The 20521-nt window shown below is 71.1% G+C and carries 20 protein-coding genes; 13 read left to right on the top strand and 7 right to left on the bottom strand.

Features of this window, described 5'->3' with window-relative positions:
• Positions 1–43 precede the first annotated feature (43 nt).
• The 4 genes from ACIA1L_RS30525 to ACIA1L_RS30510 are packed head-to-tail and all read left to right on the top strand — an operon-like array spanning position 44 to position 4694.
• Complete coding sequence (locus ACIA1L_RS30525) at positions 44–1261, top strand: cytochrome P450 (RefSeq protein WP_396076487.1); 1218 nt, start codon at positions 44–46, stop codon at positions 1259–1261.
• 9 nt (positions 1262–1270) lie between these two features.
• On the top strand, positions 1271–2257 hold the full coding sequence (locus ACIA1L_RS30520) for an alpha/beta hydrolase (RefSeq protein WP_396076486.1): 987 nt from the start codon (positions 1271–1273) through the stop codon (positions 2255–2257).
• The gene (locus ACIA1L_RS30515; RefSeq protein WP_396076485.1) at positions 2250–3371 is read left to right on the top strand and encodes an alpha-hydroxy acid oxidase; all 1122 of its coding nucleotides are present in this window, start codon (positions 2250–2252) and stop codon (positions 3369–3371) included. The genes ACIA1L_RS30520 and ACIA1L_RS30515 overlap by 8 nt, the downstream gene beginning before the upstream one ends.
• 3 nt (positions 3372–3374) lie before the next feature.
• A complete protein-coding gene (locus ACIA1L_RS30510; protein WP_396076484.1) occupies positions 3375–4694 on the top strand; it encodes a PLP-dependent aminotransferase family protein in 1320 nt (439 codons plus the stop codon).
• Between the two features lie 162 nt (positions 4695–4856).
• Here ACIA1L_RS30510 and ACIA1L_RS30505 read toward each other — a convergent pair whose 3' ends face one another.
• Genes ACIA1L_RS30505 through ACIA1L_RS30475 form a run of 7 tightly spaced genes read right to left on the bottom strand, consistent with a single transcriptional unit; the run spans position 4857 to position 10317 of the window.
• Positions 4857–5465 (bottom strand): pyridoxamine 5'-phosphate oxidase family protein, encoded by a 609-nt coding sequence (locus tag ACIA1L_RS30505; protein ID WP_396076483.1) that lies wholly within the window; start codon positions 5463–5465, stop codon positions 4857–4859.
• The gene (locus ACIA1L_RS30500) at positions 5462–6208 is read right to left on the bottom strand and encodes an SDR family NAD(P)-dependent oxidoreductase (RefSeq protein ID WP_396076482.1); all 747 of its coding nucleotides are present in this window, start codon (positions 6206–6208) and stop codon (positions 5462–5464) included. Before ACIA1L_RS30500 ends, ACIA1L_RS30505 begins: the two co-directional genes overlap by 4 nt.
• Positions 6201–7223 carry a Gfo/Idh/MocA family oxidoreductase gene (locus ACIA1L_RS30495; RefSeq protein ID WP_396076481.1) on the bottom strand — a complete coding sequence of 341 codons (1023 nt, stop codon included), beginning with the start codon at positions 7221–7223 and terminating at the stop codon, positions 6201–6203. Before ACIA1L_RS30495 ends, ACIA1L_RS30500 begins: the two co-directional genes overlap by 8 nt.
• 1 nt (position 7224) lies before the next feature.
• On the bottom strand, positions 7225–7995 hold the full coding sequence (locus ACIA1L_RS30490) for a hypothetical protein (protein WP_396076480.1): 771 nt from the start codon (positions 7993–7995) through the stop codon (positions 7225–7227).
• Between the two features lie 59 nt (positions 7996–8054).
• Positions 8055–8762 carry a hypothetical protein gene (locus ACIA1L_RS30485; protein ID WP_396076479.1) on the bottom strand — a complete coding sequence of 236 codons (708 nt, stop codon included), beginning with the start codon at positions 8760–8762 and terminating at the stop codon, positions 8055–8057.
• The gene (locus ACIA1L_RS30480; RefSeq protein WP_396076478.1) at positions 8759–9412 is read right to left on the bottom strand and encodes a dTMP kinase; all 654 of its coding nucleotides are present in this window, start codon (positions 9410–9412) and stop codon (positions 8759–8761) included. The genes ACIA1L_RS30485 and ACIA1L_RS30480 overlap by 4 nt, the downstream gene beginning before the upstream one ends.
• Positions 9400–10317: an HAD-IIB family hydrolase gene (locus ACIA1L_RS30475; protein ID WP_396076477.1), complete on the bottom strand. Its 918-nt coding sequence runs from the start codon at positions 10315–10317 to the stop codon at positions 9400–9402. Before ACIA1L_RS30475 ends, ACIA1L_RS30480 begins: the two co-directional genes overlap by 13 nt.
• Positions 10318–11098: 781 nt before the next feature.
• On the opposite strand from ACIA1L_RS30475, the gene ACIA1L_RS30470 reads away from it, so the two are divergent.
• Genes ACIA1L_RS30470 through ACIA1L_RS30430 form a run of 9 tightly spaced genes read left to right on the top strand, consistent with a single transcriptional unit; the run spans position 11099 to position 20493 of the window.
• Positions 11099–12016 (top strand): hypothetical protein, encoded by a 918-nt coding sequence (locus ACIA1L_RS30470; RefSeq protein ID WP_396076476.1) that lies wholly within the window; start codon positions 11099–11101, stop codon positions 12014–12016.
• The gene (locus tag ACIA1L_RS30465; protein ID WP_396076475.1) at positions 12013–12840 is read left to right on the top strand and encodes a formyltransferase family protein; all 828 of its coding nucleotides are present in this window, start codon (positions 12013–12015) and stop codon (positions 12838–12840) included. The genes ACIA1L_RS30470 and ACIA1L_RS30465 overlap by 4 nt, the downstream gene beginning before the upstream one ends.
• Positions 12824–13777: a hypothetical protein gene (locus ACIA1L_RS30460; protein WP_396076474.1), complete on the top strand. Its 954-nt coding sequence runs from the start codon at positions 12824–12826 to the stop codon at positions 13775–13777. Before ACIA1L_RS30465 ends, ACIA1L_RS30460 begins: the two co-directional genes overlap by 17 nt.
• Positions 13774–15096, top strand: a complete 1323-nt coding sequence (locus ACIA1L_RS30455; protein ID WP_396076473.1) for an aminotransferase class III-fold pyridoxal phosphate-dependent enzyme — start codon at positions 13774–13776, stop codon at positions 15094–15096. Before ACIA1L_RS30460 ends, ACIA1L_RS30455 begins: the two co-directional genes overlap by 4 nt.
• Positions 15093–17318 (top strand): SAM-dependent chlorinase/fluorinase, encoded by a 2226-nt coding sequence (locus ACIA1L_RS30450; RefSeq protein WP_396076472.1) that lies wholly within the window; start codon positions 15093–15095, stop codon positions 17316–17318. The genes ACIA1L_RS30455 and ACIA1L_RS30450 overlap by 4 nt, the downstream gene beginning before the upstream one ends.
• Positions 17315–17554, top strand: coding sequence for an acyl carrier protein (locus ACIA1L_RS30445; RefSeq protein ID WP_396076471.1), 240 nt, complete (start codon positions 17315–17317; stop codon positions 17552–17554). The genes ACIA1L_RS30450 and ACIA1L_RS30445 overlap by 4 nt, the downstream gene beginning before the upstream one ends.
• Positions 17551–19029, top strand: coding sequence for an AMP-binding protein (locus ACIA1L_RS30440; RefSeq protein ID WP_396076470.1), 1479 nt, complete (start codon positions 17551–17553; stop codon positions 19027–19029). The genes ACIA1L_RS30445 and ACIA1L_RS30440 overlap by 4 nt, the downstream gene beginning before the upstream one ends.
• On the top strand, positions 19019–19381 hold the full coding sequence (locus ACIA1L_RS30435) for a nuclear transport factor 2 family protein (protein WP_396076469.1): 363 nt from the start codon (positions 19019–19021) through the stop codon (positions 19379–19381). Before ACIA1L_RS30440 ends, ACIA1L_RS30435 begins: the two co-directional genes overlap by 11 nt.
• Entirely contained in the window at positions 19378–20493 is a 1116-nt protein-coding gene (locus tag ACIA1L_RS30430) for a branched-chain amino acid aminotransferase (protein ID WP_396076468.1), read from the top strand. The genes ACIA1L_RS30435 and ACIA1L_RS30430 overlap by 4 nt, the downstream gene beginning before the upstream one ends.
• The last annotated feature ends 28 nt before the right edge of the window (positions 20494–20521 follow it).

The following is a 20521-nucleotide window of genomic DNA, read 5'->3' as shown; positions in this document are numbered from 1 at the left end:
CGACCCGCCGCCCCACCGTCCGTTCCTGGGAGGAAGCTCCACCATGGACGTCGACGAGATCCTGTCCGGGCTCTACAGCGAGCCGGGTCGGCAGAACCCCTATCCCTGGTACGCGGCCCTGCACGCGTGGGGTCCCGTCAGTGCGATCCGGGACCGGCCCGAGCACCACACCGTCGTTGCCGTCGCCGTCGGATACGACGTGGTCGGCTCCGTGCTGCGCGATCCCGAGTGGCGCAAGGGGGCCGCGCCGGGCTGGGATGCGCAGCCGATCCTGCGGACCTTCATGTCCTCGATGATGTTCACCGATCCGCCGGAGCACACCCGGATGCGGGCGGTGTTCGCGAAGACCTTCACTCCGCGCCGGCTGGGTGCGCTGGAGCCGGTGGTCGTCCGGGTGGTCGACAGCATGCTGGACCGGATCGCCGAGGCCGGTGCGGGCGGCGCCGAGGTGGACTTCGTGGCCGGCTTCGCGCAGCCGGTGCCGGCGCTGGTGATGGCTGACTTCATCGGCCTGCCCGAGGCGGAGCTGGCCTGGTACCGGCAGCGGGTGGCGTGGATCGACGAGTTCATGGACGTGGCCGGCAAGACCGCCGAACGCCTCGACCGGGCCAACCACGCCGCCGAGGAACTGACGGCGTTCTACCGTGACCTGATCGCCCATCGTCGCCGCTGCCCTGGCGAGGACCTGATCAGCGGGCTGGTCGAGGCGCTCGATTCCGGCGAGGTCGAGCTGACCGAGGACGAGCTGATCGGCAATCTCATCGTGCTGTTCAACGCCAGCTTCGGAACCACCGCCTACCTGTTCAGCAACGGACTGCCGCTGCTGCTGTCCCACCCGGACACGGTCGCGTCGCTGCCCGGGGACGTCGCGCTGGCCCGCGGCTGCGTCGACGAGGTGCTGCGCATGCAGAATCCGGTGCACTTCCTGGCCCGGGCCGCCCCGCACGACACCGACCTCGACGGAGTACCGGTGCGGCAGGGGGAGAACGTGCTGCTGATCATCGCCGGAGCCAACCGTGACCCGCTCCGGTTCCCCGACCCGGACCGCTTCGATGCGCGCCGGTCCGGCCCGGCCTCGCTCGCCTTCGGTGTCGGCGTGCACTACTGCCTCGGTGCGGCGGTGTCCCGGCTGGAGGGGACGGTGGCGTTGCCCCGGCTCCTCGCCCGCTTTCCCGACCTGGCGGTCACCCGTACGCCGGTCTACAGCGGGAGCCTCTTCCTGCGCGGTATCGACAAACTCTTCGTCTCGACCGGCGGATAGGAGCCCGACATGCCCCTCGACCCCCAGGTGGTGGCGTACCGGGCCGCGCGGGCGGCGGCCGGCATCCCGCCGTTGTACACCCGTACCCTCGCCGAGGCCCGCGCCGCCGACCTCGCCGCGATCCGCGCCGGCGGTGGCGACGTCGAGCCGGTGCACCAGGTGCGCGACACAGAGGTGCCCGGTCCCGCCGGGGACGTCCCGGTGCGCGTGTACCGGCCGGCCGGCGACGGCCCGATGCCCACCCTGCTCTACTTCTTCGGCGGCGGGTGGACGCTCGGCAGCGTCGACACCGCCGACGGGATCTGCCGGAGGCTTGCCAACGCCACGCCCTGCCAGGTGGTGACGGTGGGCTACCGGCTTGCTCCCGAACACCCGTTCCCGGCGGCCGTGCACGACTGCCACGCCGCCACCGCATGGATCGCCGCGCACCCCGCCGACTTCGGGGCGGATCCGCGCCGGCTGGTCGTCGGGGGCGACAGCGCGGGCGGCAACCTCGCCGCCGCGGTCACCCTGCTGGCCCGCGCGGACGGCCCCCGCCTCGCCGGCCAGCTGTTGGTCTACCCGAACACCGACCAGCGGGCCGACCGGCAGCTGGCCGCCGACGAGGACCCGCTGCTGTTCAACCGGCACTCCGTGGCCTGGTACCGGGGCCACTACCTGCCCGATCCGGCCGACGTGACCCATCCGCTAGCCTCGCCGCTGCTCGCCGACGACCTCGCCGGTCTGCCGCCGGCTCTGGTCGTGACCGCCGAACACGACCCGCTGCGGGAGCAGGGGGAGCGTTACGGTCAGCGGTTGCGAGAGGCCGGCGTGCCGGTCCGGACCAGCCGCCACGACGGGATGATCCACGGCTTCTTCGCCATGCCGGGCGTTTTCGACGCCGGCCGACGCGCGCAGGCCGAGGCGGCGGCCTTCCTCCGCGAGTGCTTCGCCCTGCCCGGTACCGACGTCGGATGGTCGGCGGCCACTATGCCGGGAGGACCGGCCGATGACTGACCCGGGTGACATTCCGCCGCCGTCCACCGCGGGCCCGCCGGCCTGCCTCGCCGACTTCGCCGCGCTGGCGCGGGCCGTACTCGCTCCGGACATCTGGGACTTCGTCGACGGCGGCAGCGGCGCCGAGATCACCCGGGCCGCCAACCGGGCCGCCCTGAACCGGGTCGCCGTGCTGCCCCGGGTGCTCACCGGGGCAGGCAGCCCGCGCATCGGCGCGAGTCTGCTCGGCCGTGAGCAGGCCATGCCGGTGGCGGTCGCGCCGATGGCGTACCAGAAACTGCTGCACCCCGACGGCGAGCTGGCGCTCGCTGCGGCCGCCGGCGCCGCCGGCCTGCCCTACACGCTGAGCACGCTGAGCAGCGTCTCGATCGAGGAGGTCGCTGCCGCGACCGATGGTCCACTGTGGTTCCAGCTCTACTGGCTGCGCGACCGGGGCCTCGTCGCGGACCTGCTCGATCGCGCCACCGCCGCCGGCAGTACCGCGCTGATGGTGACTGTCGACGTGCCGGTGCTGGGTCGGCGGCTGCGCGACGTACGCAACGCCTTCGCGCTGCCGGCCCATGTCACGGCCGCGAACCTGCCCCGGGGCCGGGACGAACTGGCCCACGCCGGTACCCCGGGGGTCTCTGCGATCGCCGCGCACACCGGCGCGCTCTTCGCCCCGGCGCTGAGCTGGAGCGACCTGGAGTGGCTGCGCGCCCGGACCGAGCTGCCGCTACTGGTCAAGGGCATCCTCGATCGGCGCGACGCGGTGCGGGCGGTGCAGACCGGGGTGGACGCGGTGGTCGTCTCCAACCACGGCGGACGGCAGCTCGACGGGGCGCCGGCCAGCGTCAGCATGCTGCCCGAGGTGGTGGCTGCCGTCGACGGCCGTGCCGAGGTATTGCTGGACAGCGGCGTACGCGGCGGTGGCGACGTGCTGCGGGCCCTCGCCCTCGGCGCTGCCGGGGTGTTGCTCGGCCGGCCCCTGCTCTGGGCGCTCGCCGCCGGTGGCCGGGGCGGAGTGGAGACCGCGCTGGCCCTGCTTGCCGCCGAGTGGCGCGACGCGCTGACCCTCAGCGGCTGCGCCGACCCGGCCGAGGCCCGACGACTGCGTACCGTGACCGGAGGTTGAGCCGTGGACACACCGGTGGACCTGGCCGTCGCCGACCTGCACCCGGCGGTCGACGACCCTGCCCTGAACTCGATGAACTTCCTGAACGAAGTCGCCCAGCACTGGCCGGACGCGGTGTCACTCGCCGCCGGCCGGCCGTACGAACAGTTCTTCGACGACGACGCGCCGCGGCGGTGGCTGGAACGGTTCCGCCGCCACCTCGTCGAGGACCAGGGCCAGAGTCCGGCACAAGCGCGGCGCACCCTGTTCCAGTACGGGCGCACCAAGGGCATCGTGCACCATCTCATCGCCCAGAACCTGGCCGTGGACGAGGGCATGCAGGTCGACCCGGAGGCGGTGGTCGTCACCGTCGGCTGCCAGGAGGCGATGTTCCTGGTGCTGCAGGCGCTGCGCGCCGGGCCGCGCGACGTGCTGCTCGCCGTCGCCCCCACGTACGTCGGGCTGACCGGCGCGGCCCGCCTCGTCGACCTGCCGGTGCGCCCCGTCGCCGGCGGCCCGACCGGGGTCGACCTGGCCGACCTGGCCGAGCAGGCGCGCCGGGCCAGGGGCGAGGGGCTGCGCCCCCGGGCCTGCTATGTGATGCCGGACTTCGCCAACCCCTCCGGCGTCAGCATCGGTCTGGACGACCGTCGTCGGCTGCTCGAGCTGGCCGCCGAGCAGGAGCTGCTGCTGATCGAGGACAACCCGTACGGTCTCTTCCCGGCCGGGGACCAGGACCGGCTACCGACGTTGAAGGCGCTGGACACCCGACGTCGGGTGATCTACCTCGGCTCGTTCGCCAAGACGGTGCTGCCGGGCGCCCGGGTCGGCTACCTGGTGGCCGATCAGCGGGTGGCCGGCGTCGACGGCACTGTCGGCCTCCTCGCCGACCAGCTCGCCAAGATCAAAAGTATGGTCACGGTGAACACCTCCGCCCTGGCCCAAGCGATGATCGGCGGCGCGTTGCTGGAGCACGACGGTTCGCTGGTGTCCGCCAACCTCCGGGAGCGGGCAGCGTACGCACGCAACCTGCGGCATCTGCTCGCCGGCCTGGAGCGGCGCTTCCCGCCGCCCTCCCTGGCGACCTGGACAACCCCGGGCGGCGGCTTCTTCGTAGTGCTCAGCGTGCCGTTCCGGGTCGATGATGCGCTGCTGCGCCGCTCCGCCGAACGGTACGGAGTGCTCTGGACGCCGATGGCACACTTCTACGACGACGCGACGCCGGTCGGTGCGCTGCGGCTGTCGGTCAGCGCGGTCACCCCGGACCAGATCGACCTCGGCCTGGACCGCCTCGCCGCCCTGGTCGCCGACGAACTCGACCACATGCCGGCCCCCGCGCGGTGACGGGATGAACCCTCGCAGCATGCCCGGTGGGCCGGCGTCTGCTGCGGCTGGATCCGGATTCGGTCACGGCGCCGCAGGTGCGGTAGGTGGCGCCCGAAGCTCAGCTTGTTCGGCTTCACGACCGGAGGAGGGGGTAGGCCACCATCCGTTCGCCGGAGCTCGCTAGCAGCGTGGTTCCGACCGTTTGCATCTGGGAGTATGGCCGGTGCCGTTCCACACCGGCACTGCGTCCGAGGCGGAGGTGGCTGCTCGGGGCGGCCGGCGGGGGAGGGGCGGGTTCTGGCGGTGGGCCAGAATGCGGTCGACGTCCCAGAGGCCACTGAACTTGCTCGCGCGTCCGCAGTGGTAGTAGCACTCGGCCACGTGCACCACGGTGACGGCGGCGAGTCGGTCGCTGTGCGTCCACTCGGTGCGGAACCGCTCCCAACCGGGCTCACCGGGGCGCACCACCTCGGCCGTGCCGTTGATCCGGGCCGTTTCGTTCATGCCGGGGACGAGGAAGAGCAGGCCGATGGCCGGGTGGGATGCGAGGTTGCGGAACGTCTGGACGAGCCGGTTGCCGGGTTCCTCCGGGATGGCCAGCGTACGGTCGTCGAGTACCCGGACGAAGCCGGGCGGGCCGCCGCGGGGTGAGGCGTCCGCGTAGCCGTCGGCACCGGAGCTCGCCACCACGACGAACGGTGAGGTGGTGACGAATGTGGCGGCCCAGGCGTGCACGGTAGTGGAGATCTTCGCGCGTACGTGGGGCTCTGGTTCTTCGAACGCCGTCACGGTGTAAGCACCTTTCCGCCGTTGACACCGAGGGTCTGGCCGGTGACGTAGGCGCTGGCGTCGGAAACCAGGAAGCCGACGACGGCGGCGACGTCCTCGGGGCGGCCGACGCGGCCGAGCGGGACGGATCGGCCCTTCGCCGCGAAGCCTGCCTCGTCCAGGCCCGGCTGGGTGGTCTCGACCATGCCCGGTGCCACGGTGTTGACCGTGATGCGGTGGTCGGCGAGGGCTCGGGCGAGCGACTTGCCCAGCGCGATGAGACCGGCCTTGCTGGCTGCGTAGTGTGCGCCCAGAACCGATCCGGTGAACGCCGCCGAGGAGGAGATGTTGACGATGCGACCGCCGACCCCGCCGGCGATCATCAGGGGTGCCACCTGCTGAGCGCAGAGGAACGCGCCCTTGAGGTTGGTGTCGAGGACCCGGTCCCACGTTTCTTCGTCGAGGTCGGCCAGGCTCGCCCGGGGGAAGATGCCGGCGTTGTTGACCAGGATGTCCAACCGGCCGTACCCAGTGGCGATCCGATCGACCATGGCGGTGACCTCGGCCCGATGTCGCACGTCGGCGCGTATGGCGAGGCAGCCCGCCGGCAGACTGTCGGCGGCCGGCTCGGTGTGCGCGTCCGGATGGTTGACCACGACGTGGGCGCCCTGTCGGCACAGTGTTCGGGCGATCTCCCGTCCGATGCCCTGGTTGGCGCCGGTGACCAGGGCGACCCGGCCGGCCAGGGGAGCGTTGTCAGTCACGGTCTACCAACCGGTGTCGTACCTGGTCGAGGACCTCGTAGACGGCAAGGCACGCCGCCAGCGACGACGTGCTGGCCCGCCCGGCGACGATCGATTCCTGGAATGACGCGAGCTCCGGTCGGTAACCGGTGCGGTCGTATCCACCGCGCCGACTCGGCCAGTCGTAGCGCAGCGTCTCCTTGCGGTCGAGCAATCGCGGCCCCGGCGCGTCCCCCGGCCGGTGCAGCTGTAGGGCGTTGTGCTGGTCGAGGATCCCTACGACGCTCTGGTCGGTGACCAGCTCGCAGCGGTACTCCAGCCGGTTGGAGTAATTGCCGACCCGCAGCGTCGCCTGCCTCCCGTCGGGGTACCCCAGGATGATCCGCACGCCTTGGCGCACACCGTCGACCACCATCCGGTACGCGTCGACCGAGCCCGGCTGCCCTAACGTGCGGACGGCCAGGTCGACGGCGTGCGTGCCGAGGCCGTACAGGAGGCTCTCCAGCACCGTGGCGTGGCCGGGGTCGGGGGTGAGCGGCTTCGCCGAGATCATCGACACGTCGATGCCGCGTACCTCTCCGTGCGGCCGCAACCGGTCCTGGAGCAGCCGGTACGAGGTTCCGTACGGGAAGTTGAAGCCGACGAACGCAACCACGCCAGGAGCGGCTGCCTCACGCGCGGCCAGGTCGCGCATGACGGCGAGATCGGGGGCGGGAGGCTTCTCCGCGAAGACGTGGATGCCCGCGTCGAGGCAGTGCCGCAACACCCGGGCGTGCACCTCGGAGGTGGCCGACACGAGCACCGCGTCGACCACCGCGGGGTCCGCGAGTTCGGCCCAGTCGTCGGTGTAACGGGCGGCCCGCCACTGTCGGGCCGCGGCGGCTGCGGACGTGGTGCTCCGCGCCGCCACGCCCACGAGACGGCTGCCCTCGAGGAGGGTCAGCGCCGGCAGCAGGTTCTCCGTGGCATGCTCGCCCGGGCCGACGAGCCCGTACCGGACCAGGGGTGCCGGCTCGGGCGTCGCGTGCAGGACCATGTCAGATGATCCCGAGGCGCTCGAGTTCGGTGCACCAGTAACGGTATTTTGCCAGCGTCATCTGGCGTTCCGCCCGGCGTTCCTGCGACTCCCGGTCCTCGCCGACGCGCCAGAACATGGTGCCGACGCCGGCGCTGTCCGGCTCAACCTCGGACAGTTCGCCCCGCTCCCGCATCGCGGCGACGGCCTCGGCGCGACCGCGGGCCTCCTTGAACATCACCGGAGCCCGGTCCTTGACCGGGTTCCCGCGCAGCACCAGCGAGATCGTGCCCAGCTGGGTGAACGGCGTCGAGTGCAGCGCGTTGTGATGGATGGTGAAGCAGTCGCCGGCGCGGTCCTCGTGGAGCATGACCGGCTGGACGTCCTCGGGGACCGTGCTTTCGTCGAAGCCGTTGCGCGCGTAGTAGTTGCGGTGCAGGTACGTGCCGCGCAGCACGAGGTTGGTGAAGGAGAAACGATGGTTGTGCGCCAGCTGCTGCTGGTGGTCGGTGGACATCCGCAGCCGGATGCGCAGGCCCTTCGCCACGTCGTCCCAGAGCACGATCTTGTCCTCGACGACGTCCTCTTCGCACTTGGCCCAGAGGTACGGGTCGTGCTCGACGGCCAACAGCAGGCGCTTGAAGAGCCCCTTGTCGGCCGCGAACCTTTTGATCAGCGACTCGGTCAGGACAGCGACCTTGGGCAGGTCCGTCCAGTCGATGGGATCGACCTCGTCGAAGAGGTCGACCTTCGACGCGGCGATGTGGGCGCGGTCGGCGGTCTCGGTGGACATGTGTCTCCTCGGATCGGCGTTTTCGAAGGTGGGGTACGGGTTTCGGCTACGGCTTGCCGTCAGATGACGTCGAGGCCTTCCAGCCGGTCGCGGATCTCCCGGTACGCCTCGAGACCCATGACCTTCTCGCGTACCCGGTTCTCCGGCTCGTCCTGGCGACCGAAGCGCCACCACACGTCGCCGGTGTCGATGTCCATGATCACGGAGCGGTCCTTCTCCGCGGGGCCGCGGACGAACAGCGACACGGTGTCCGGAGTCGTGAACGTGGTGTGGATCGCGCTGTGGTGCAGGGTGTACGTGTTGCCGGGACCTTCCCAGCGCGTCAGGTGCGGGGTCAGTTCGGCCATGTGAGCGCGGACGTGGGCCCGCGGGTCGCTCTGGTGGCGGCTGAGGTAGCGGCGCGCCTCGGGGTCGTCACCCGGGTAGAGGTCGGTCGGCAGCGTGTACCAGGTGTGGGTGTAGCCGCCGGCGAGGATCCGGGTGGAGAAGGAGAACCGGTGGTCGTGCGGCCGGTCGAAGTGGTCGTCGGTGGACAGATGGAGCCGGATGCGCAGGCCCCGGTCGACCGCGTCGTAGACGACCAGGTAGTCGAGCAGTTGGTGCCGTTCGCACTTGGCCAGCAGTTCGGGGTCGTGCTCGACCCGGTAGACCAGCTTGCGCAGCGAGTCCTTGTCTTCGGCCAGACGCTGTGCCAGGTCGCGGGTGAGCTCCCCGGCCGCCTCGAAGTCGGTCCAGTCGACGGTCAGCTGGTCGAGATAGTCGATCATGATTGCTCCTCGCGGCGGATGGTGTGGTCGATGATGATGTCGGCGATCTGGTCGGGTGTCTGCGTTGCGTCGAGCCTCAGGACGAGCCAGCCGCGGTCGGCGGCCATCTCCAGGAGCCCGGCCCGCACCCGTTCCTGGTAGCCGACGAACGATGCGCGGGGCTCGCCGGTGAACCCGTCCCAGCGCCCCAGTTCCGTCTCGTGGAAGTGCGGGCGTCGGCTCCAGGCCACCTCGGGTGGCAGGTCGAGCAGGACGACGAGGGCAGGCTGCGGGGCGGTGACGAACAGCGACTCGACCCATGCCGGGTCGCACGGTTCCCGGATGACCGTCTTGACGATGTTCCGGTAGTACCAGCCGTCCATGACGCGGACGTCCGGGTGGTCGTCGGCGAGGTCGGCGCGCAGCCGGGGCAGTGCCGCGTACCAAGCGGCGATCAGCAGAATCCAGTGCGTGGCACCGAATCCGTCACGCCGGGCCTCCGGGGAGTTCCAGATGAGATCGCGCAGGGCGTCCACGCGGACCGCGGTCGCGGTGTCGGTCTCGTCGACTTCCTTCTTTCCCCGGTGGCCCCGGTCGCCCAGCCGCCGTGCCACCAGTGCCGCCACGGTCGACTTGCCGGCACCGTCGATACCCTCGATCACCAAGAGCACGCCGGCGCCCCCTGACCGGAGTCGGCCGCGGCGTTCTCGGTGGCGAGACCGTTGTCGGCGAGCAGGAAGCGCACGATCCCGTCCTCGTCGTGGGAGGCGGTGACGACCGTGGCGGCGCGGCGGACCCGTTCGTGGGCGTTGGCCGGAGCGACGCAGCGGTCCGCGACGGCGAACATGGGCAGGTCGTTGAGATGGTCGCCGCACACCGTCAGTGGAGCGTGCGCCAGGCCGGACATGGTGGCTAGATGTTGTACGGCCGTGCCCTTGTCGGCCGTCGGGTGTCGCACCTGCACCTCGCTCCAGCCGGACAGGTAGACGTGGGGCGCGCCGGTGACCAACGCCGCGTCCCGGGTCGCGGCACGCAGGCGGGCGACGAGTCGCGCGCGATCCGCATCCGGCACGAACGCCGTGACGGTGGCGATCTGGTCGGTGCGGGCCACCTCGGCCAGGTCAGAGGTCGGCCGCAGGCGGGGGTCGCCGTAGCGACGCTTCTCCTCGACGTACCAGGACGCGCCCGCATCGAGCCGGGCGCCGTAGCTGACGTGGTCCCTGTCGTGCCGGGGATCCCAGGACGTCAGGACCGGCGCGGTACCCGCGTCTTCCAGGCTCCGCAGTATCGCCGGGATGAGGTCACTCGGCAGGGTCCGTCGGGCCCGGTGCTGACCGGTGGTCAGGTCGGAGAGGAAGGCGCCGTCGAGCTCGACGACCGGCAGGCGGATCGGCACACCGGCGAGTAGGTGAGCCATGGACACGACGCCGCGGGCGCTGGCTACCGTGAGGGCCACCCCGGCCGCCAGCAGACGGCACAGGCCCGTACGGGCGTAGTCGCTCAGCGCGGCGTTCGCGCCGAGCAGGGTGCCGTCGAGGTCGCAGACGTAGAGGGGTGATGTCTCGGGGGTGCGCATGCTCCTCCTGATCAGCGGCCGGATCCCTGCGATCCACGATTGTTGAGAAACGCGACGTCACTGTGGACGGAGCGTTGTCGACGGGGCCGAACCTAACACCGGCTGTCAATTCACGTCCAACACCTGAGTGTTCGTTCAGCCATTCTTGAGGGCTGCCGACTCCTTATTGGGCCGATAATCGCAGATCAGGTAGGGCAATCGCGTCGATCCTCGAAAGAATAGACGTCGATCAAGTTGACCGCGATGTGCCGGCCGTATACCGTTCGCCTCTGATGTGGACGCCAGCCCTCCGCTGCCGGGCGAAAGCCCAGGTGGGAGGCCTTTGGCGGTCCCAGCGGCCAAGCATGCCCGCACCCGTGTCGGGTGGGCGGAGAGTTTGGTCGCAATTCGACCAACTGCGCAGGGTGGACGCTCGGTGGTATTCCGCGCTGCGCTGCCGTGCGGTTCACTGAGCGTTTACGGATGCGTTGCGCAGAGTCGAAAAGAGACGGAAGACGAAATGGGGAATCACTACATGTCAGTCGACGTCCGTGGCCGGGATAACCTTTCCGGACCGCAGCTCATGGCACCTGGGCTTCCCGTCGAAGTGCATTGTCATGGGCTTCCAGGCGTTGACTTCTCTGATTTCGCGACGTTTGATTTAGAGGAAGTTGAAAGGCAGTCGGCGCGGGAGGGGATTCTCTGCGTCCCGACGCTTTATCTGCACCGGGATCGGCTGGCCGACCTCGAGGGCCTCCTCCACCGCTACGACCGAATGTGGCGTGCGGGCCGGATCCCGCATGTGGTCGGGATAGCCCTCGAAGGACCGTTGCTCGCCAGCCATGGCGGCACTCCGGCCGCGACCGTGTGGCTGCCCACCCGCGACGAATGGGAGCGGCTGGCCCGACTCGGGGACTACGGACTCAAGTACATGGTCCTCTCCCCGGACACCTTCGGGCCCGACTCGGACCTGTACGGCCAGGCGACGAAACGGCACCCCGGCTTCGAGTGGATCCTCCCCGAGCTGCTCGGCCACGGCGTACGGCCGGCCCTCGGCCATTTCACCCGTGGCGACCCGGCTCGCAGCGCCGCGCAGGTGACCGAGCTGGTCGACCTGGCCTGGGACAGCGAGTGGAACGGCACCGGCGCCCGGGTGGTGACCGACCACCTCTTCAACGACATGCCGCTGGACATCCGGCACGCGTTCCGGTCGTCCCGGGCGCGGGCCACCAGGGACGCCGTGATCGCCTCCTACGACCTGCCCGGTTGGACCATCGACACGATGGACCAGATCGCCGGACCGGTCCCCGCCGCGATCATGAGTGCGGCGGCCGCGGGCCGGATCGCGGCCTGCATCAACTTCGACGGCGAGCACGTCGACCTCGCCATCGCGACCCGAGCCGCGGAACTCATGGGCCCGGGCAACGCGATGATGATGACCGACCGGTGCGACTCCGCCCGGCTCGGCGGCCAGGAGCTGCACCACACCGAGGAGAACGGGCTGTGGTATCAGGACGGTGGTATCGTCGCCGCCGGTTCCCAGCCGCTCGCCCGACAGATGGACAACGCCCGCCGGCACGGCTTCGCTGGTGACCCACTGTTCCAGCTGGTGGCCGGCACCGCCCACCACGCGTTCGGGATCAGCGTGGCGGACAGCGCCCACGACCCCGCGGTCTTCGACGCGGACCTGGCGTACTGGGCCGGCGGTGGGCAGTCTTGACCGCGGCCGTCCCGACCCGACGACCATTGCGCCGACTCTCCGACACCGGAGCGTTGCGGATCGGCGTACTGATCTCCGCGACCGGCGCCAACCTGCGCACCCTCGCCGAGCTCGCCCGTGTGGAACCCGCGTCGTTCCAGGTGTGCCTGGCCGCCTCCGAAAGCGCGACGACACCCGCGCTGGAGGTCGCGGCGGGGTACGGCATCCCGACGTGGCCCGGCGACTTCACCGTCCGCTGCGGCACGGCCACGGCGGCCCGCGACGCCGTATCGCGAGCGGCCTACCAGGACCGCGCCCGCGCCTGGCACGACAACCTCGATCGACGCCTGCTCGCCTGGGAGGACGCTAACGGACCGCTGGACCTCGTGGTGCTCGCCTACCACCGGTGGATCGAGGGAAACCTGTTGCAGCGCTACCGAGGTCGGATGATCAACCAGCATCCGGGTGACCTCGCCGTTCTCGACACCGAAAGCCGACGGTTCCTCACCGGTCGCGACCCGGTGGGCGAGGCCCTGCGGGCGGGCCACGACAGCACCCGCACCTCGTGCTTCCTGGTCGACGCGACCCACGACGGCGGTCCGATCCTCGCGCAGGGGCCGGCGCTGTCGACGGCCGGTCGTACCCCCGCGGACGCCGCGGACCACGAATGGGAGCAGAAGCGGGTCAGCGACCGACCCTGCCTGGAGTGGACCGTCCGCGCCTTTGCCGCGGGTCGGCTCGCACTCGACGACCGGACCCACCCGGACGGCAGTGCGGTCGTGCTCGTCGACGGGCGGCCCACCCCGCTCGGCGGAAGGAGGCTCGGCGATGTCGACGGCCACTGACGTCGACCGGGACAGCGCCGTGCAGGTCACGTCGCTCGCGGCGCTGACGGTCGACCCGGTCAAGGTCCGGACGTACCGGCACGACCCGTACGCCCGGGAAGGGCTCTTGGCGGCCGACCGGATCGGCGTCACCGCGGACACCCTGCGCGACCATACGTTCGTCGTCCTCAAACCGGACGCCGTCGTCGGACGACGCGGCCCCGACGTGCTCGACGTCCTGTACGAGCAGGGCTGGCACCCCCGGGCAGCGACGACCATTCGCTTCGATCCGTTGCTCACTCGCGAGCTGTGGCGGTATCAGTTCAACGCGGCATCCGTGGCCCGTATCGCCGTGGTCGACCATCTCCTGGGCTCCGGCGACAGCCTGCTCGTCCTGCTCGCCGACACCGAGCGGCCGGACTGGCTGCCCGCCAGCGTCAGGCTGACACAGGCCAAGGGCAGCGCCGAGCCGGCCCGCGCCCGCGCCGGCGACCTGCGTGCCCGGATCGGTCGGGTGAACGGCCTGTTCAACTTCGTCCACGGCCCCGACGAGCCGGTGGACGTGCTGCGGGAGCTGCAGCTCTTCTCGTACCATGCGGGCTGGTCGTGGTGCGCCGATGCGCTCGCCGATCCGGCGGGCGTGGACACCACCGCGGCCGCGGTCGAGACGCGGCAGCTGCTCGACGCCCTGCACGAGGGCTCGCCGGCGCACGACCTCGACGCGCGGGCCGGCCTTGATCGGCTGGCCGCCGCGGACCACGGGCTCTGGACACGGCTCGCGGTGCGGCATCCGAGAGCGGTCGACCGCTGGCTCGACGCGTTGTCGGCGGAGTCGCTGCCCGACGGTTCCGCCCGGTGGGATGTGCTGTCGGTGGTCACCGCGGCGATCGACTGCAACGAGCCCGGCGTGCGGCCGCTCGTGCATACCGCCACGGTCGACGACTGGCGTACCCGGTGACCGCGTCCGTGCCGTCGTTCGTGGGCGCCGGCAACCTCGTCTACCGGGCGGACAGGGTGCCGCACTTCGTCCGTGGCGAGGGCGCGTACCTGTGGTCCACCGACGGCCGGCGTTACCTCGATGCCGAGGCTGCCAACGGCAGTGTTCCGTTCGGCTACGACAGCGGGCTGCTCGACGAGGCCTTGCGGCACTGCCGGGACCTGCCGGCGCTCCCCTCGTTCTGCGAGTCCGAGCTCCGCCTCGACGTGCTCGCACGGATCGAACGCCTTGTCGGGGACGTCGTCGGCGAGCCGGGACGGGTCGAACTGGACCTCGGCGGCGCCCAGGGCATGGAAACGGCCCTGCGCATCGCCTTCAGCGCGGTCGGCCCGGGCGCCGTGGTGGTCTTCGAGGGCGCGTTCCACGGTCGTTCCGGCATGACCAGCATGCTCAGTTCCAGCCCGCGCTACCGGGAGCTGCTCGCAGGATGGGGCCTCGAGGTGGTGCGCCTGCCGACCCCGGACTGCGCCCGGTGCCCGCACGCGGTCGTCGACGCCGGCTGCACGACCGGCTGCCGGGCCGCGGTCCGCCGGTGGGGATCCGAGCTCAGCGGTGTCGGCGGACCGGATTCCACCCGCAAGGTGAGCGCGTTCGTCTTCGAGTCGATCCAGAACGTCGCCGGGATGGTCGAGCCCGACCACGCGCTGCTGCGGAATGCCGTCGCGCACGCGCGGCGCAACGGTGCCGTGGTGATCGCCGACGAGATCTTCACCGGCATGCACCGCACCGGTCCCCGCTGGGGCTTCCAGCGCAGCGGGGTGCGCCCGGACATCGTGGTGGCGAGCAAGGCCCTGACCAACGGCGCGGCCGCCCTCAGCGCCGTCTGGGCCCGCGAACCGTTGGCGGACCCGGCCCGCTACCGGCCCGGTAGTCACTCGTCGACGTTCATCGCCATCCCGCACGCACTGGGTGTCGCCCGGGCCGTGCTCGACCGGTGGGACCGCTGGCCGCAGGCTCAGGCCGACGTGGAGGCGCTCGGCGAGCGGATGGCCGTCCGCCTGCGCCGGTTGCGCGTCGGACACCCCGATCTCGTCCGTGACGTGACCACCTTCGGTGGGGCGGCCCGGATCGTGCTCACCGGCGACCACGCCGCCCGACTGCGGGGTCTCTGCCTGACCGCCGACCCTCAGGTGGGCCTGGTGGTCGCCGCCACCGGCATGTCACCGGACGTGATCAACATCCATCCGCCGCTGGTGATTTCGGACGCGGATCTCGACGTCATGACCGACGTCCTGGACACGTCGCTGCGCCGACTGTCCGAACGGAAGGAGTCGTCGTGACGGTGCCACCCGAGGCCGACCCGGTGATCTGCCTGTGCGCCCACGTCACCGAGCGAGAGATCACCGCCGCTTTGGACGCCGGCGCGTCGGACGTCGCCGCGATCCGTTCGGTCACCGGCGCGAACCTCGGCTGTGGGGAATGCGGCGACGACCTCGAGGACGTACTCGTCGCCAGCCGGACAGCGCCCACCCGACTGCTGATGGTCAACGGCGGCAAGAGCGAGCCGATCCGGGTCCTCGACGACGAGCCGGACGTCGAAGTGACAGTCCTCACCGAGCCGCGGCACCGCCACCTCTACCCGCCGGAGGCGAACGTCGTGCTCGTCGAGGACGTGGAAGACCTGGAGACGGCCCGCAAGGCCGTCCTGGCCGCGCTCGCCGGCCGCTCGATCGACCGCGTCTATTCGCCGACCGAACGCGGTCAGGTCGTCGCCGCCCATCTCGGGGCATACCTGGGCGTGCCGGGGAACTCCCCAGCCGCCGCCTTCGCCTGCACACACAAGTTCGCCATGACCCGTGCCCTGCAGGCTGCCGGCATCCCCGTGGCCCGCGCGATCCTGCTGACCTCGCCGGAGCAGCTCGCCGACCGTGCCGACGAGCTGTCCTGGCCGGTGGTCCTCAAACCGGTGGTCGGGTCCGGGTCGGCGCTCACCGTCGTGGTGCGGGACCGGGCCGAACTCGCCGAGCTGCTGTCCGGCCCGGTCGGCGCGGACCTGCGCGCCTGCGGCCACGCGATCGTCGCCGAGGAGTTCGTCGCGATGCTCGACGAGTATCACTGCGACGGTGTGGTCGTCGGCGGAACGACGGTGTTCGCCCTGGCCTCGCGCTACCTCGCCCCGCTCCTCGGCCGTCTCGACCGCCCGTCGGGCTCGATGACCGTGCCCGTGGACGACCTCGCCCGCGCCGAGATCCTGCGGCTGCACGAGCGGGTCGTCCGGGCCGTCGGGTTGGACCACGGCGCCACCCACGTCGAGCTCTTCCGGACCGCGTCCGGCTTCGTGGTCGGCGAGATCGCGTGCCGGCCGCCGGGCGGCGGCATCGTCGAGCACGTACGCCGGCACAGTGGCGTCGACCTGTGGCGCGAGTCGGTCCGCGCCGCCCTGGGTCGCCCGGTCCGGATCACCCCGCACTTCGCCGACGGCGTGTCCGCGCACCTGCACCTGCCCCCGGCGCCCGGACGCGTCGCCCACGTGACACCCGCCGACGAGCTGCGGGCACTGCCGGGCGTCACCGAGGTGGACCTGCGGGTACGGCCGGGCGACGTGCTGCCGGCAGCCACCCGGTCGTCCCAGCTCGCGGGCCTGATCCACCTGCGGTCATCGAGCTCCGCACAGCTCGAACACCAGATCCGGCGCGTCCTTGACGTCTACCGGCTCGACATCGTCCCCAACCCCACCACGGCGACGGATCGCAGCGAGCGACCCGCGTCGTCCCAGAGAGGAACCCCCGTGCGCAGAATTGTCGTCGTCACCGACTGTACGGACGTCTCCTTCAACGAGATGTGCGGCGCTATGTATCAGGAAGCGAGGGCGGCCGCTCACCACCTGGCCGTCGAGCTGGTGCCCGTGCAGAACTTCTCGGAGATCAACGCCGCTTTCCTGACCCGGCTGGTGGCCGACAACTACCCCGAGGGCACGGTCATCTACACGCTGGTGTCCAAGTCGGACAACGTCCTGGACCGGCACGAGGTGATCTGGGGCGAGACGCTCGGTGGTCTGGTGTTCGTGGGCTCCAACTTCGGCTACTTCGGCTGGCTGGCCCGGGACCAGGGGGTCAAGCGGGTATACGAGGTGCCGAACGTGCCGCAGACCCCGTTCTCCGGGAAGACCTTCATCGCCCCGATCGTCGCACGGCTCGCCATGGGCGACGAGGCGGAATTGTCGCGGCACCCGTACGCCGAGGACCGCATCGAGGACATCGGCATGGTGCCGGGCACGGTGGTGCACGTCGACAACTTCGGCAACGCCAAGGTGTTGGCCGACCTGGGCGACCTGCGGCACCGCGACATCCTGAGCCTGCACCTGGGCGACCGGCAGCTCTGCGACGCGTCGTTCATCTCCAGCCAGATCTACCTGGAACGCACGCAGGGCGATGTGGTGTGCTACCGCTCGACGTCGTTCGACCACATGACCGACATCGGGATGGTCCGCGGCAACTTCGCCGACGCCCACGGTGTCCGGGTCGGCGACGTCCTCACCTGGCGTGTACGGGAGACGGCGTGACGGCCGCGGTGCAGGAGCGCATCGCCTGCCTGCGTACCCACTGGTGTGCCGTGCTGGGCGTGGCAGCGGCGGAGCCGGCGCAGAATTTCTTTGAGCTCGGCGGCGACTCGTTGGCCGCCATGGAGCTCATCCGCCGGGTGTCCGTCGGGACCGGCTGGGAGCTGCCGATCGAGGCTCTGTTCACCGTGGGCACGCTCGCCGAGCTGGAATCGCTGGCCGATGAGGGCGCGTCGTGAGCTACCTGTACGAGATCCTCGCGCGATGTCGTCGGGCCGATTCGGCGCTCGACACGTCCCACGGCGTGCACACCTACGGCGACCTGCTCGACCGCGCGGCGGAACTCGAGGTCGTCCTGGGCGAACACGGAGTCACCCCGGGCACGCCGGTCGGTCTCGCCCCGCTGGACGGGCTGGACCTCTACGCGTCCGTGGCCGTGTTGTCACGGCTGGGTTGCGCGGTCGTCACCTTCGCCGCCAACGACCCGGTGAACGAACGTCGTCGGCTAAGCCGACTGGGCGTGCGCCACCTCGTGGTCGCGGGCGCTGACGGCCGGACGACGGTCGAGGCGCTCGATATTCCGGCGGCCGGCGGCGCCCGGGTGCCGGCCGGCTGTGCGTATGTCATCAGCACGTCCGGCTCCACGGCCAGCCCGAAGAACGTCCCGATCAGCGACGACAATCTGCGCAGCTTCGGCGCGTACGTGCAGGGCCTTTCCTGCCTGTCGGCGCGCGACCGGATGGCGCAGAACTACACCACGACGTTCGACGGGTTTTTCCTGATCGTGGTGCTCGCCTGGAGCTCCGGCGCATGCGTCGTGCTGCCCCGGCTGCGGGAGAACTTGCTCGTCGCCACCTTCGTCGAGGAGCGCGGCGTCACCGTCTGGAACAGCGTGCCGTCGCAGCTACGCCTGGCACGCCGGCTCGGTCGTCTCGGTGCGGGGTCGATGCCGGGGCTGAGGCTCTGCGTTCTGGCCGGGGAACCGTTGCTGCCCGACCTCGTGGCCGAGCTGCGCGCGGCCGCTCCGGGCGCCACGGTAGTCAATCTCTACGGCCCGTCCGAGGTCACCATCGGCTCCACGACGTACGTCGTCGCGCCGGGGGAGGAGCTGCGGCTCGTCGACGGCAAGATCCCCATTGGCCCGGTGTTCCCGCAGGTCGAGTCGCTGCTGGTACCCGCGGACACCGACGAGGACGGTACGCCGCTGTTCGAGCTCTGTCTGCGCGGCCCGCAGCGACTGGTCGGTTACGCGGACCCCGCCGACGACGTCGGCCGGTTCTACGCCGGCGAGACGGTGGCCGACCTGGTGGCGACCGACACCCCGGACGAACGCTCCTGGTACCGCAGCGGTGACCTGGTCACGCCGTCCGAGTTCGGGCTGGTCTACCAGGGCCGCCGGACCCGCGAGGTGAAGGTCATGGGCCGGCGCATCGACCTGGCCAAGGTCGAGGCCGCCCTGCTGCGCGATCCCCGGGTGCTCACCGCCCGCGCTCTCGTGGCGAACGACCAGGTGGTGGCCGTCGTCGAGGGCGAGCCGGGCGACGGCGCCGAGATCGCGGCGGGCGAGCTCCGGCCGTACGCGCGGCCCGCGCGCGTCGTCTGGACCCCGGCCATGCCGACGCTGCCGAATGGCAAGACCGACATGCGTGCCGTCGACCGGATGGTCGACGACCCGACGCCGACGACCGAGGAGAGGACCAGCATTGCGAAGTGATCCCGCGCTGCGACCCGTGCTCGACTATTACCGCCACGTCGACGCCGACGAGGTAGGTGCCCTGGTGGCGCTCTTCGCCGAAGAGAGCGTCTACCACCGCCCCGGTTACCCGCCGTTGCGCGGCCATGCCGACCTCCGCCGGTTCTACACCGCCGAACGGGTCATCGCGGGAGGCCGGCACCGACTCGCGACGATCGTGCGCGACGATCGGACGGTCGCCGTGTCCGGCACCTTCGACGGGACCCTGAAGGACGGCACGGCGGTCTCCGTCGGATTCGCCGACTTCTTCACCCTGACGGCCGACGGTCGGTTCGCCGAGCGCCGTACGTACTTCGACGCCGCCGCCGTATGAGGACCGGCCTGCCGGATTTCGCGGTCCGGCACACCAGCGAGCCGCTCGCCGCGTCGGTGGTCACCGCCGCGGCGGCCGCGGCATCGTTCGGCGACGTCTTCACCGAACACATGGTCGTCGTGGACCACGACCTCAAACGGGGTTGGCACGACGCCCGCGTCCTGCCGCTGGGCCCGATCGAGCTGCATCCGACCACCATCGGACTCCACTACGGACAGTCGGTCTTCGAGGGCCTCAAAGCGTACCGGCGGCGCGACGGCGGCATTGCGGTGTTCCGGCCACTCGCCAACGCGGCGCGGTTCCGTGCGTCGGCACGGCGCCTGATGATGCCCGAGCTGCCGGACGAGCTGTTCCTTGCCTCGATCGAGCACCTCGTGCGTCAGGACCACCGGTGGGTGCCGGACGAACCCGGCCGGAGCCTGTATCTGCGACCGCTGCTCATTGCCACCGAACGAGTCCTCGCGCTCCGACCGGCCCGCGAGTACCGCTACCTGCTGACCGCCTTTCCCATGGGCACCTACTTCGGTGGCATGGCCCGGCCGGTGACCGTCTGGGTCAGCCACGAGTTCAGCAGGGCCGCGGCCGGCGGAACGGGCGCCGCTAAGTGCGCCGGCAACTACGCGGCGGGGTTGGCCGCCCAGGCCCAGGCCGCCGAAATGGGCTGCGACCAGGTCGTCTGGCTGGACGCGGCGGAGCGTCGCTTCGTCGAGGAGCTGGGCGGCATGAACCTCTTCTTCGTCGTCGGCGCCGGACGCGCGGCGCGCCTGGTCACGCCGCGACTGACCGGCACCATCCTGCCCGGCCTGATCCGCGACTCCGTCCTGCGGCTGGCGCAGGATCTCGGCCTGACCACCGAGGAGCGCGCCGTGACCCTGGACGAGTGGCGTCGCGGCGCCGCCTCCGGTGCCGTCACCGAGACGTTCGCCTGCGGCACCGCTGCGGCGGTCACACCGGTCGGTGCCGCGCGTGCGTCGGACGGGGAATGGACGATCGGTGACGGCACCGAGGGGCCCGTGACCCGGCGACTGCGAACCCTGCTCGGCGACGTCCAGCACGGCGACGCCCCCGACCGACACGGGTGGATGCACGAGATCGTCGCACCGGCCGCCTGATCTCCCCGACCCCCCTGACATCGAGGAT

The sequence above is a fragment of the Actinoplanes sp. NPDC051859 genome (assembly GCF_044452725.1).
GTDB lineage: Bacteria > Actinomycetota > Actinomycetes > Mycobacteriales > Micromonosporaceae > Actinoplanes.
This window is presented reverse-complemented; position numbering and strand designations above follow the sequence as displayed.